The organism is Deltaproteobacteria bacterium, from assembly GCA_019308995.1.
Taxonomy (GTDB): domain Bacteria; phylum Desulfobacterota; class Desulfarculia; order Adiutricales; family JAFDHD01; genus JAFDHD01.
The window spans coordinates 1-12,598 of the sequence record JAFDHD010000088.1 but is presented as its reverse complement, the minus strand read 5'-3'; the positions used below and the strand labels follow the sequence as shown (position 1 = coordinate 12,598).

General features: G+C 56.3%; 11 protein-coding genes. 2 read left to right on the top strand and 9 right to left on the bottom strand.

What is annotated here, in order from left to right:
• The coding region (locus JRI95_12905; GenBank protein ID MBW2062441.1) for a hypothetical protein at positions 1 to 428 on the top strand (428 nt) is incomplete at its 5' end.
• Between the two features lie 460 nt (positions 429 to 888).
• On the opposite strand, the gene JRI95_12900 is transcribed toward JRI95_12905, so the two are convergent.
• From JRI95_12900 to JRI95_12860, 9 genes are all read right to left on the bottom strand, one after another.
• The gene (locus JRI95_12900) at positions 889 to 3,108 is read right to left on the bottom strand and encodes an LPS-assembly protein LptD (protein ID MBW2062440.1); all 2,220 of its coding nucleotides are present in this window, start codon (positions 3,106 to 3,108) and stop codon (positions 889 to 891) included.
• Between the two features lie 98 nt (positions 3,109 to 3,206).
• Positions 3,207 to 4,478: a bifunctional folylpolyglutamate synthase/dihydrofolate synthase gene (locus JRI95_12895; GenBank protein ID MBW2062439.1), complete on the bottom strand. Its 1,272-nt coding sequence runs from the start codon at positions 4,476 to 4,478 to the stop codon at positions 3,207 to 3,209.
• Positions 4,479 to 4,550: 72 nt separating this feature from the next.
• Entirely contained in the window at positions 4,551 to 6,728 is a 2,178-nt protein-coding gene (locus tag JRI95_12890) for an ATP-dependent helicase (GenBank protein ID MBW2062438.1), read from the bottom strand.
• Between the two features lie 99 nt (positions 6,729 to 6,827).
• Positions 6,828 to 8,366: a uroporphyrinogen-III C-methyltransferase gene (gene cobA / locus JRI95_12885; GenBank protein MBW2062437.1), complete on the bottom strand. Its 1,539-nt coding sequence runs from the start codon at positions 8,364 to 8,366 to the stop codon at positions 6,828 to 6,830.
• Positions 8,363 to 9,313: a hydroxymethylbilane synthase gene (gene hemC, locus JRI95_12880; GenBank protein ID MBW2062436.1), complete on the bottom strand. Its 951-nt coding sequence runs from the start codon at positions 9,311 to 9,313 to the stop codon at positions 8,363 to 8,365. Before hemC ends, cobA begins: the two co-directional genes overlap by 4 nt.
• 112 nt (positions 9,314 to 9,425) lie before the next feature.
• Positions 9,426 to 9,641 (bottom strand): zinc ribbon domain-containing protein, encoded by a 216-nt coding sequence (locus JRI95_12875; protein MBW2062435.1) that lies wholly within the window; start codon positions 9,639 to 9,641, stop codon positions 9,426 to 9,428.
• Between the two features lie 28 nt (positions 9,642 to 9,669).
• Positions 9,670 to 10,038 carry a hypothetical protein gene (locus tag JRI95_12870; GenBank protein MBW2062434.1) on the bottom strand — a complete coding sequence of 123 codons (369 nt, stop codon included), beginning with the start codon at positions 10,036 to 10,038 and terminating at the stop codon, positions 9,670 to 9,672.
• A gap of 15 nt (positions 10,039 to 10,053) precedes the next feature.
• Complete coding sequence (locus JRI95_12865; protein MBW2062433.1) at positions 10,054 to 10,998, bottom strand: hypothetical protein; 945 nt, start codon at positions 10,996 to 10,998, stop codon at positions 10,054 to 10,056.
• Positions 10,995 to 11,588: a D-sedoheptulose 7-phosphate isomerase gene (locus tag JRI95_12860; protein MBW2062432.1), complete on the bottom strand. Its 594-nt coding sequence runs from the start codon at positions 11,586 to 11,588 to the stop codon at positions 10,995 to 10,997. The genes JRI95_12865 and JRI95_12860 overlap by 4 nt, the downstream gene beginning before the upstream one ends.
• Before the next feature lie 511 nt (positions 11,589 to 12,099).
• On the opposite strand from JRI95_12860, the gene JRI95_12855 reads away from it, so the two are divergent.
• Positions 12,100 to 12,372, top strand: a complete 273-nt coding sequence (locus tag JRI95_12855) for an HU family DNA-binding protein (protein ID MBW2062431.1) — start codon at positions 12,100 to 12,102, stop codon at positions 12,370 to 12,372.
• Positions 12,373 to 12,598 lie beyond the last annotated feature (226 nt).

The window sequence follows — 12,598 nt, the reverse complement described above, 5'->3', positions numbered from 1 at the left end:
GCCTTATTGAGCATCAAAATCAATTTCTTCGAGAGACCACACAACTCCTCCAGGATTTTAAAACAAAGGATATCGATCCCCTGTTAACTTTGTTAAAACAAGCGATTGAGTCAGATGCTGATATTCAACAGCAGGATATCCTGGTACTTTGCAATTTTTTACGGGAAGCTTTAGACAGGCAAATCAAAGATCCCGGACTGATAGAACGTCTTCACCATTTCCTCAAAGAATTAGGTGATGGTCTCGCCGCTCATGGCATGGTGGTTCCTCTCGTGGACATGGCCCTTCATCATTACGGGGAGAAAGGAGCCTTTCTGGTCGGTGCTGTAGGCTTGAGCTACGGAATATATTCTACGATAAAGAACTGGTTAACAGACAGAAAAACAACCCGATCTCTTCCGCCACCCGAGGATACTGAACAGGATTAGCAACTATTTATCATTCACCATATTAGAAAAAATAGGAGGTGAATGAAGCACTAAATCAATAACCTTATTAGCCTGCTGAGCCGATCATCTCGACTCAGGCAGGTTTTTTGCGCTCTGCGATTTCAGCCAAAATTTCGCCTGATTTTTTCTGAAACCATTTGCAAGACTATACCTTTATTGACATATGAAAGACCAGAAATATACGGGCGGGGATAAACCCCGCCCCTACAATACCGATTTAGAGATAGGAGCGCGGTTTATCCCCGCCCTCTTCCAAAACTTGAATACAATTTCTTTGCTAAATAACCCTATGGCTTCTGCCAGAGGGCCGGGGGCTCGCAATGACGATTCATTAGCAAATGTTTGATCGCAACTTGGTATTACCAGCCGCTCTAAAGTTGGAAACGGTTTCCTGCCGGGCAAAGATAGAACCTTTTTCATGGCTGGCTGTGCATCGCCACTAATACCTTGTACGCCTGGCCCCGGGTTTGAAGGTGGAAGCCCCGAGTTCGCCCAAACCGGTCAGGGTGAAGAAGACCACCAGGGACTGATCATCGGGGCGGTTAATATACTCCAGCCGCAGCGCCCAGCATTGGGCCTTATATGTCAGGCCGTAGACGGTCTCGATATTCAGGTTTTCTTTCAGGGAGTGGCGGTTTTCGAACTGGAGGGTCGTTTCCTTGTTCAAGGCCAGGAGAAGACGGTAATGGATTTCCTCGTAGTTATCAAAATTGAAGTTGTACTCGACTGAGGCCTCGTCCCCGCGCTTATCCCGAACCTGAAATTCAATGGTGTGCTGGGTGAAGTGATGATCGTAGGTGTCATACTCGCTCTCACCTTCTATCTGGAAATAGGGGAGAAAGCTGAAGCTGTATTCAGCCTTCCACGGTCCGTGAATCTGCCGTCTGTCTGCGGCGTCGGTCAGTTTCCGGCGGGCTTCGAGCAGGTTGTAGGTCCGGGAAAGCCTGAAGCGCAAGAACTCATGATACGAGTTCCAGGGAAAGGCATCGCCTTCAGCAGAAGAGTCTTTGGCTTTTTGATCAATCTTGGCCACTAGATAAGTGACCAGCCCGTACTCGATGACCTCCTCTCGATCAATGCGGTCACTGGGATCAAAGTAAGGCAGGTCCTCCTGCTTCGCACCGGAAATCAAGCGGTAACGCAGTTCCGGTTTAAGGCGATGCTTGATCTTTTCAATACGCCCCTTTCCCACGTCAAAGATTCGGGAGAACCTGGTTGACATTTCTAATTCGAGATCATACATCTCCCGGGATTTGAACCTGTAATTTCCTTCAGCGTCACTTAAATTATAGGGGAAATAGACCGTCTCGCGAAAACCGAAGGAAGGGTCCAGGTCCAGCCAGCCTAAAAGACTTAAGGGCCAGTGGAGCCGCGGATGGATGTCCCAGCGAAAGGCCTGACTTCCCATCTTGCGGCTGAAGTAGGTGTAGTTCGAATTCATCTTGAAAAAGAACGGCGTGCCCGCCACTGCGGTGCGAGGCAGGTCCAGATCGAACCGAGGCAGGCGCTGCAAGGTCTCGCGGTTGTCCGGCGCATCAAGATCGTTAGTCATCTCGAGGGCCATGTTCAGGTGCATCGGACTGACGTGTTTTGAGATCAGGAGGGAGGTTTTTCGCAGCGGGTCCCGGGGTTCGGCAAAGCCCCGACCAAATTCCTCAAAAAACTGCTCATTGGTCCGGTTGTACCCAAATGAGGTCCGCTCGAATTCCGGGAGCAGCCTGGGGTCGCTGACATAATCCAGGTCAAACTTGACTTCAAAACCTCGGCCAGCAATGAAATCGGATTTCCCCCGCAGCCAGTAACGGTTCCGGTGCGTCTCGTACCCGCCATCTGGCAGCGGTGAGGTCGGGGGGTCCTGATCCAGCAGGTAGTCTATTTTATAGGTTCCCTGGCCGCCCCAGTCCCGGTAGCGAAACTCCAGGCCATAGTCCAGGCCGCGTTTGGCCATGGAAGTCAAAGTGAAGGTCATGTCCTTACTGTCAGAAATAGCCCAAAAGTAAGGCAAGCTCAGGCCCATGCCGTCCCGGTCAGAGATCTTGATTTCCGGGATGATGAAACCGCTCTGGCGTTTGGTCTTTACCGGAACGATGAGAAACGGCGTGTAGAAGACCGGGAAATGGCGCGTGGAGAGGGTGGTGTGTCTGGCCGAGGCATAGCCTTCCTGCTGGACCTTGATATTCTGGGCCGTGAGGAACCAGGCCGGGGAAGGACCGTCACAGGTGGTGATGCGGCCCTTGCTTACGGTGAAGGTGTCCGGGCCGGTCTTTTCGATCTCATCACCGGAGATATAATAGTTGTTTGAAGGGAAGAAAATCGTGCCCAGGTAAATCTTACCGATATGATTGTCCAGGTCGTAAACCAGCCTCTGGCAGACGAGCTTGAAATCCGTGGAGGTAAAGACGACCTGCCCTCTGACTTCGACCATCCTGCTCTTTTCATGAAGGCGAACGTAATCGGCCTCCATGCGCTCGGCCTCCCGTTTTAAAACGACGCGGCCTTCAAGCTCGATGATGCCTCTTTTGCTGTCGCCCGTTATCCGGTCGGCCGATAAGGTCCAACCCTCAGCGCCGCCGACAGTGACTTTAGCCTGCTCCGCCAGGACGGTCAGGGGAAGGAGGGTCAGCATCATGGCCGCCAGGACAATTGATCGGAGATTCATATGCGATACCCAGGCCGGTGATCGGGAGTATCGCACCGGCCCGTCTCCTCCTTCATACCATCAATGCCTGGGCAGGTAAAGTCCAGGCGCGGCTGTCATCAAATATCTTCCTCGCCGGTGAGAAAAGCCCGGGCCTCGCCCACCGTGAAGAGCGATCCGGTGACCAGAACCAGGTCCGTGGGCGCAGCCGCGGATTTAGCCGCCTCAATCGCTTCCGAAATCGTGGGCAGGACGGCGAGCTGTCCGGTGAACCCCTTGGCCGCTGCGGCCAGAACTTCCGGGCTGGCGGCGCGATGGTATTCGGGCCGGGTCAGGTAGAGGGCATGGGCGTGAGGCAGCAGGGGGGCCATAATGCGCGGAATATTCTTGTCAGCCATGATCCCCAGAACGAGGTGCAGCCGCTTGTAGTCCAGGCGGCGAAGCAGCTTGGCCAAAGTTGCCGCGGCCGCGGGGTTATGAGCGCCGTCGAGCATCAGGTCCGGAGAGCCGGGAAAGACCTCGCCCCGCCCCGGCCAGGACACCGAGGCCAGGCCGAGCCGTATATCTTCCTCGGTGAAAACAAATCCTTTTTCTGCAAGCAGTTCCAGGGCCGCCAGAGCCAGCGCCGTATTGCGGACCTGATGCTGGCCCATGAGCTTGAGCTTCAATCCTGGCAGCCTGCGCTTCAGGCCGTAGTAGTCAAATCCATGGCCGGGTCGGGAACGGGCCCGGAAGTCCCGGCCCAAAATCAAGAGCCTGCCGCCGCGCTCGCGAGTCGTCCGGCTGAAAAATTCACGGAGACGCTTTCTCTTCTCACCGGTGACGACGCTTAAGCCCGGCTTGATAATCCCGGCCTTCTCCCCGGCGATCTCCATCAGGGTTCGACCCAGATAATCAGTATGCTCCACCGAGATATTGGTGATCACGCCCACCAGGGGCTGAATGACGTTCGTTGCGTCCAGCCGGCCGCCCATGCCCGTCTCCATGACGGCCAGGTCCACCTTCTCCATAGCAAAATAACAGAAGGCCATGACCGTCACAAATTCAAAAAAGGTCGGCGGCTCCTGAGGCGTCATGACCTCCATGACCTTTTGAGTCAGGCTGACCACATCCGCCCGGCTGATCGTCTCCCGGCCGATAATGAAGCGTTCGCGGAATGAGATCAGGTGGGGCGAGGAATAAAAACCGACCCTGTAACCGGCTTCAGTCAGGACCGCGGTCACGGTCGCGCCGACAGAGCCTTTACCATTGGTTCCGGCCAGATGCAGGCTCGCCAGGCTTTGGTCCGGCCGGCCCAGCCGGGCCAGAAGGTTTTCAGTGGAGGAGAGGCCGAACTTGATCCCGAACTTCTGGAGCGAATAGAGAAAATCCAGGGTTTCTTTATAGTTCATACGCTGGTCCTCTTCCGTCGGAATAAAAGGGATGGATAAAGGTCGTCGCCTCGCGACAAAGAGGCGTCAGCCTCAGCCGTTGATGCGCTGGAGCCCGGCGTAATCAATCAAGAGGGTCTTGACGCCAAAGTGGTCGAAGTCCACCTGAATCTTCTGCTTGGAAATGAGGCGCACCACCCGTCCGAAGCCGAAGACCCGATGCCTGACGCGCTCATTCAAGGCAAACCCTCCCGGAGGCGGCTGAACCAAAGGCTTTGGCGGACCTGCTTTGCTGACACGAACCTCCATCCTCTCCAGACCGATGGCCGCGAGGTTCGGCGGAACATCGGCCAGAAACGGAGACAGGCCCGGCCTGAACAGGCCTTCGCCGCTTTGCTCTTCCAGGGGACAGAGAAAATAAAGGTTTTCTTTGGCCCTGGTGGCCGCGACGTACATCAGCCGCCGCTCCTCTTCCAGCTCTTCCACGGTGCGCTTGATAAAAGGCGGCGGGAAACGACCCTGGGTGGCCCAGATGATGAAGACTGTATGCCATTCCAATCCCTTGGCCGAATGAACCGTGGAAAGCACCAGACGGTGGCTTGGGTTTCCGGAGCGGGGCCGGGACAGGCTGGCGTCAGGCGGCTCCAAGGCCATGTCGCCCAGCAAACGGTTCAGGCTGCCGTAACCTTCAGCCAGGCGCAGAAACTCCTCGATATCGTTAATCCGGTCAGGGTAGTCGTCAGGGAATTTATATTCCATAAAGGGCCGATAAAAATCCCAGGCCCGCGATATCCGTTCCTTGAGAACGACCCCCCTCGCCCCGATGTCCTTAAAAAGAGAGGCCAGACCAGACAGGGACTTCTGGAGGCGCGCCGAACCCGGATACTGGTCCAGGCTTACCAGCCGCTCACGCCTTCCCTCTACCCAGTCCACGATCTTGGCCCCGGTCTTGGAGCCAACCCCTTCTTGCTGCAGCAGAACCCGGTTCAGGCTGACGCGGTCCCCGGGGCTGCTGACCACCCTGAGCAGCGACAGGAGGTCCTTGACGTGGGCTTTTTCTAAAAACCTGCGGCCGCCGTATTTCACGAAATCAATGTCATGGAGCAGCAGTTCCACCTCCAGGCCGAAGGAGTGGCGGGCCGCGCGAAACAGGACCGCGATACTGTCCGGCTGCTGGCCGGAGTCAACGAGCTCCCGAATCTTGTGACAGATGAAAAGGGACTGCTCCTTTTCAGAGGACAGGGGTATTATCCGGGGCAGCTCTCCGCCTGCTCGCCTGGTAAAAAGTTTCTTCTCGTATCTCTCCCGCGCCCGGGAGATGATGTGATTGGTCAGGTCCAGAATCGGCTGGCGGCTGCGGTAGTTCTCTTCGAGGTGAATGATCCTGGCCTCAGGAAATCTCCTCGGGAAGTCCATGATATTCTTGAAGCTGGCGCCACGAAAGGAGTAGATGGATTGGGCCTCGTCACCGACCGTCATGACGTTCTGGTGACCTCGGCCAAGCAGATGGACAATCTCGGCCTGGATGGGGTTGGTGTCCTGAAATTCATCAACCATGATGTACTGGTAGCGGGAGGCGATCTTCTCCTGGGCCTCTGAATCTTGAGTCAGTAATTTATGAAAAAGCAGCAGCAGGTCATCCAGATCGAGCAAAGCGTTTTCTTGTTTATAGATGGTGTAATCCCGGGCCAGGGCCTTAATCTTCTTTGCAAAGCGCAGGAGGTGAGCGTATTCGTTTTCAAGCAGTTCCGAGATATCCATGACCTTATTCGCGGCTTTACTGACGATGTTGGCCAAGGTGCCTCGATGAGGGAAACGCTTGTCTTTTCCCGCCAGACCGGCCTGCTTCCGCAACTGGCCAAGCAGTTCCTCCATGTCCCCCCGGTCCATAATGCCGAAGTCGGCCGGAAATCCCACACGCCCGGCCCAGACCCGCAAAAGCTCGTGCGCCAGGGCGTGAAAAGTCCCGCCCGAGACCCGGGCGCACCCGGGGCCGACCAGTTCTGTGGCGCGGCGCAGCATCTCGGCGGCCGCCTTGCGCGTGAATGTCAGCAGGAGGATGGATTCGGGAGTAACGCCTTGCTCGACCAGAAAGGCCACCCGAAAGACAAGGGCGCGCGTTTTGCCCGAACCTGCCCCGGCCACCACCAGGACCGGCCCTTCAATGGTAGTCACGGCCTCATACTGCGCCGCATTCAGCTCGGACCGGTAATCAATGGCCCGTGTTTTTTCACGGGACCGGCTGGAATCAATCAGGGACTTTTGGCTCATCTTTCAGGCTGACCGATAAAAAAAGTTAAGGAGATTTTCCGGGCATATAAGTCATAAACTGAACTCAAACTCAACGCCCTTGACCTTAAAACTTAAGGCTCAGGCGGATCGGTGGCAGTAATCTTTGATGGCGGCCACCAGGCCGCGGACGGTGTATTCTTTGGCCTCGGCGACCACGTTCAGGCCGGCCTCCCGCGCTGTCCGGGCGGTGATGGGGCCGATACAGGCCGCCCTGACCCTGGATAAAAGCCCTGGGGTCCGGTCGCCCAGAAGCTCAACAAGGTTGGTCACGGTGGAAGAACTGGTAAAGGCGACCACGTCCAGGTCTTCCCGCTCCAAGGCGAGCCGGGCCTCTGGAGGCATGTCTTCCGGCGGCAGGGTCTGGTAGAGAGTCACCTCCCGCACCGAAGCGCGGGCCGCGAAAAGCTCCTCAGCCAGCGCGGCCCGGGCTTGGGCGGCGCGGGCCAGAAGAACCTTCTGGCCGGATATTCCCACCGAGATGAGGGCCTTGGCCAGACCTTCAGCCACATACTCCTCAGGCACGAGATCGGCCCGCAGGCCGTAAGACCCCAGCTTTTCAGCCGTAGCCGGACCGATAACGGCCAGTCTCACCGGCGCCAGGCTGCGGGCGTCCTTTCCCCGCTCGAAAAGGCGTCTGAAGAGAAACTCCACCCCGTTGGGGCTGGTCAGGATCAGCCAGTCAAACTCGGTTAGATCATCAATCGCCTTGTCAACCGGCCCCCAATCGTCTGGCGGGACGAGGCGAATCAAGGGGCACTCCATGACCTTGGCCCCGAGGCCCGAAAGCGCGCCTGTAAGAACGCTCGCCTGCCTCCTGGTCCTCGTGACCATGATCGTGCGGCCAAAAAGAGGAAGGGTTTCAAACCAGTTCAGTTTGGAGCGCAGCCGGACAACCTCGCCCACCACCAGAACGGCCGGCGGTTTAAGCCCCTGGGCTTCGGCCCGCGAAGCGATATCCGCCAGCGTGCCTTCGAGGGTCGCCTGATCCGGTGTGGCCCCCCAGCGGATGAGGGCCGCCGGGGTGGCCGCATCGCGGCCCGCCTGAATCAGCTGCGCCGTGATGACGGGCAGGTTGCGCACCCCCATCAAAAAGACCAGGGTGTCCAACCCGGACGCGATCCGGTCCCAGTCCAATGCGGATTCCGGTTTGGAGGGGTCCTCATGCCCGGTGACGAAGCCGACGCTGGAAGCGTATTTACGATGGGTCAGGGGAATGCCCGCATAGGCGGGCGCGGCAATGGCAGAAGTCACGCCGGGCACGACTTCAAAAGACACCCCGGCCCTGGCCAGCTCCTCGGCTTCCTCACCGCCGCGGCCGAAAATGAAAGGGTCTCCCCCTTTGAGACGGACCACGGTTCTGCCTTCATTCGCCCGGGTCACAATGAGTTGATTGATCTCCTCCTGGTTCAGGGTATGCTGGGCGCCCTTTTTGCCTGCATAAACAAGTTCGGCCTCAGGGGGGACATGGCGCAGCAGGGCCGGGCTGGCCAGAAAATCATAAACAACCACATCGGCCTGGCGGAGGCATTCCAGGGCCTTGAGGGTGATCAGGCCGGGGTCTCCCGGACCGGCGCCCACGAGATAGACCTTGCCTTTCCCCCCGGTTCTTTCATTCATGTGGTCTTCCGATCTTGTGATAACGGCAGCGCCTCGGCCAGAATTTCACCGGCCCCGCGATCCAGGAGCGCTTGCGCCAGCCTTTGGCCTAAAGACTCGGCCTCACTGACTTCAGCGGTCAAAGCATGCCGGAAATAACGCCGTCCTTCCGCATCGGCCACCAGGCCGGTCAAACGCATCCATTTTCCCTCAAAAAGACCCAGGGCCGCAACAGGAACCTGGCAGCCTCCCTCTAGCCTCCTGAGAAACGCCCGCTCCGCCTTGACACAAACCGCGGTCGGCTCATGGTTTAAGAACGAAATTCTTTGCCTGAGCGCTTCGTCCCGGGCCCTGACCTCCAGGCCGAGCGCGCCCTGGCCGACGGCTGGCAGCATGAAGTCCGGTTCCAGGAACTGCGTGATCCGGTGGATCAGGTTCATCCGTATCAATCCGGCCGCGGCCAGGATGACCGCGTCCAGGTTTTCCGATTCGAGTTTTTTAAGCCGGGTTTCCACGTTGCCTCTTAAAGGCGCCATGGTCAGGTCCGGCCGCAGGTGAAGCAGTTGAGCCTGACGCCTCAAGCTTGAGGTGCCTATCCTGGCATGGCGAGGCAAATCATCAAGACCGACCTGCTGCCGCGTGATCAGGACGTCGCGAAAATCCTCGCGCGCGGTCACGGCCGCCATGACCAGCGGGGCGGGCAGTTCGGTGGGGACGTCCTTCATGCTGTGAACGGCCAGGTCGGCCCGACCGTCCATCAACGCCTCCTCGATCTCCTTGACGAACAGGCCCTTGCCTCCGATCTTGGCCAGGGAAACGTCCAGAATCCTGTCGCCCCTGGTCTTGATGATCTCCAGCTCAACAGCAAGATCGGGGTACTGACTTTCAAGCCTGGACTTGACCCAGTTGGCCTGGACCAGCGCCAGGGCGCTTCCACGCGTGGCGATTTTTATGCTTGCCAGGTTCAAACTTTTTGCCTTGGATTCTTATGAATTAAAAGCGGGCGCTGATTATACAGGGCCCGCTCCGTGTCTGTCTCATCGTTCTTAAGGCAGAGACCACTGTCTCTTGAAAAGACCTTTAGTTGCAGCTGCTGCAATTGGTGCTAGAGCATCCCGAGCAGGAAGAACCGCCGGAACTGCTGAAATTTTCGCCGCTTTTAAAGCTGAACCCTGACATCAGTTTTTCAACCTTCCGGTCATGGCACTTGGGGCAGACAATCTCTTCTGAGGACGAAAGAATGAGCTTCTCAAAGGTTTGATTGCATTTTTGACAGTGATACTCATAAATCGGCATAAAGGTCACCTTTTTTCTAAATTAACTTTCACGCCCGGCCGACCTTGATTCTGGCTCCGGCCTGAACCTCTTTAAAAACCGCGGCCTCACCCCGGACTTGTCCGATGATGTTGACCGCCGAGGCCGGCTTGATTTCCCCGGGACTGCTAATCGGGGTCGGACCGAAAAAGATACACATAGCCTTGCCCGTGGGCCAGTAGCCCAGGTCTCCGATCTGGACCACTTCCCGGGCCGTTTCATCCAGCTCCGCGGTAACGGGAATCTCGAAATAGACCTCATCTCCCCAGGTGTGGGCCGCGGCCTCCAAAGGGAGGGCCTCAAAAATCGCCCTGGCTGTGGCCGTGTCAAAGAGTTCGGCTTCAACTTCCAAATGACCCGCTTCGATGACGATCTCCATCTTTATCCCCTGGTATTAACCGAGCCTTTCGATCAAGGCCGCGGCCAGCAGGGGGAACATCAGTTCGTGGTGACCGATGAGGTTAAATCCCTGTCCGCCGTCGGCCGTGGGCCGTTCGACCACATTGACCTGGGGGCGGTAGTGCCGCATGAAGTCCATATTGACCGTGGTCAGGTCTTTCAAACTTTGGCCCAGGTTCCGGGCGAGGCTCACGGCCTTGAGAAAAACTTCGGGCATGATAACCGCGGAGCCCAGGTTAATGAAAACACCGCCCGCTAAGGTCGCCACGGCCTGGCAAAACAGACGGAAATCGGTCAGGCTGGCCTGGCCCAGGCTGGCCCCGTCGGTCTGGGGATGAATGTGCACGATATCCGTCCCCAGGGCGACATGCACGGTCACGGGCACATTCAGTCTTGCAGCGGCCGCGAAAACGCTTTTATCCTCATAGGGATAATCACCACCAGCCAGTTTCAGACCCAGGGCTTGGCCCAGCCCCAGATTGTTTTGAACCGCCTCAAGCGCCGCGGCGTTAATCAGCTCCGTCGTCTCCCTGACCATCCCAAAGGCCCCCTGGGTGATGGTCGCGGCGACGTCTTCCGAGGTTGCCCCGACCAGCGCCACTTCAGTGTCATGGATCATGACCGAGCCGTTGACCGCCAGGAGAGAGATGACGCCTCGTTCGATCAGGTCAATTATAACCGGTCCCAGGCCGACCTTAATCGGATGGCCTCCCATGGCGAGGATGACCGTTCGTTCAGCCCTGACCGCTTTGGCGAGCCGGTCCACCACCTCCCTGAAATCGCTTGCAGCCAGAATCCGCGGCAGGCGGTCAAAAAAATCGGTCAGGCTCCCTTCCCGGCGCCAGGGACTCCCGAAATCCTCGACAGAGACCTTGCTGGCCCTCTCTTTTAAAGAATAGGTCTTTATCTCTTTTAATTCAAGAGGGGGAAATTTTTTCACCGCTCTTCCTCCTGCTCCCCCGGCTTCTGGAAGAGGATGTAGTCCACCAGCTCGCAGATGATGTGTCCCCAGGTGATATGCATTTCCTGGATGCGCGGCGTGGCCGTGGAGTCAACATCCAGAAGCAGGTCGGCCACAATCTTGGCCTCCGCCCCGCCGGCGCCGGTCATGGCGATGGTCTTGATCTGTTTTTCCTGAGACGCCTGGAAGGCCTTGAGCACATTGGGCGATTTGCCGCTGGTGGAGATTCCCCAGGCGACGTCGCCCGCCTGTCCAATGGCCTTGATCTGTTTGGAAAAGACGTCATCGAAACCGTAGTCGTTACCGATGCTGGTCAGAATTGAGGTGTCTGTGGTCAGGGCCACCGCAGGCAGCGGCGGCCGTTCGATGATGAAGCGGTTAACAAACTCGGCGGCAATATGCTGGGCGTCGGCGGCCGAACCTCCATTGCCGAATATCAGCAGCTTATTGCCTGCTGTAAAAGCGGAGGCGATCATCTCCGCCGCCTCGACAACGAGATCAGCCTTTTTCCGGGCCTGCCTTTTGACATCTATACTTTCAGTCAGGATATTGAGAACGCGCTCTTTCAATGAAACTCCCCTTTCTTAAGGGCATAAAGTGCTATAAATATCATAGCGCCAGCCGGCGTCTTTTGGGAACCGGCGCCGCTTTTCGGTCTGTCTGTCAATCTTGATGTCTGATTTTTATAATATTTCAAACCTATTGTCAACTTGATGATGGGTTTGCTCTCCGTCTTAGAGCCATGCGGGCCCTCTTTTCCAACATTCTATTTTTTTTCAATATTTCGATTTTTTTTCTTGCCTGGGAAAAATAATCATGTTAGGGTAGCTATCTTAGTATAAATCAAATAGCGTTATTTGAGGTTAAGTTTCTCTCTTCAAGATCAGGCAACCCAGAGATACAGTTGGATTTTGGGCGTTAATATCCGACATGAATGAAGGGATAGGGAGTTTGTCAGGCTGCTGTCCGGTTGATGGGCCAGGTGGTATTACTTACAAAGACTAACGAAGCGAGAGAGGGGAGTTAGGGGTTTTCCAGTCAAAATGACACCATTAAAATTGCTAATTTAAGGGGGAGAAAATGACCAAGGCAGACTTAGTAGCAAAGATCGCAGCGGACACCAAACTGACCAAGGCCGACGCCGAAAGGTCTCTCAATTCATTTGTGACCAACGTCACTAAAACCCTTAAGAAGGAAGGCAAGCTGACCCTGACCGGGTTTGGGACCTTCGAAGTCGCCAAGAGGAAGAGACGTAAAGGCCGCAATCCCCAGACGGGCGAGACCATCAACATCAAGGCCCGAAAGGTCGTGAAGTTCAAACCTGGCAAGGGATTAAAGGACTCCATAAAGTAACCAACTGTATTTTCGCATTCTGAGAAGGCGGCTCTTAGGGAACCGCCTTTTTTAATCTTCAAGCCGCCGGGGTGGATTCATGAAGTAAGGAATCCGCCCTTTATTTTTAATGCCAGGTTGCGATCAAACATTTACTAACGAATTGTCATTGGAGCTTTAGCGACGAAGCAATGTAAAAATACGGGCGGGGATAAACCCCGCCCCTACAATACCGATTTAGAGCAAT

Coding starts and splice junctions, on each gene's coding strand:
- JRI95_12900 (MBW2062440.1), bottom strand. CDS start 3,108: ATGAATCTCCGATCAATTGTCCTGGCGGCCATGATGCTGACCCTCCTT.
- JRI95_12895 (MBW2062439.1), bottom strand. CDS start 4,478: ATGAACTATAAAGAAACCCTGGATTTTCTCTATTCGCTCCAGAAGTTC.
- JRI95_12890 (MBW2062438.1), bottom strand. CDS start 6,728: ATGAGCCAAAAGTCCCTGATTGATTCCAGCCGGTCCCGTGAAAAAACA.
- cobA (MBW2062437.1), bottom strand. CDS start 8,366: ATGAATGAAAGAACCGGGGGGAAAGGCAAGGTCTATCTCGTGGGCGCC.
- JRI95_12875 (MBW2062435.1), bottom strand. CDS start 9,641: ATGCCGATTTATGAGTATCACTGTCAAAAATGCAATCAAACCTTTGAG.
- JRI95_12870 (MBW2062434.1), bottom strand. CDS start 10,038: ATGGAGATCGTCATCGAAGCGGGTCATTTGGAAGTTGAAGCCGAACTC.
- JRI95_12855 (MBW2062431.1), top strand. CDS start 12,100: ATGACCAAGGCAGACTTAGTAGCAAAGATCGCAGCGGACACCAAACTG.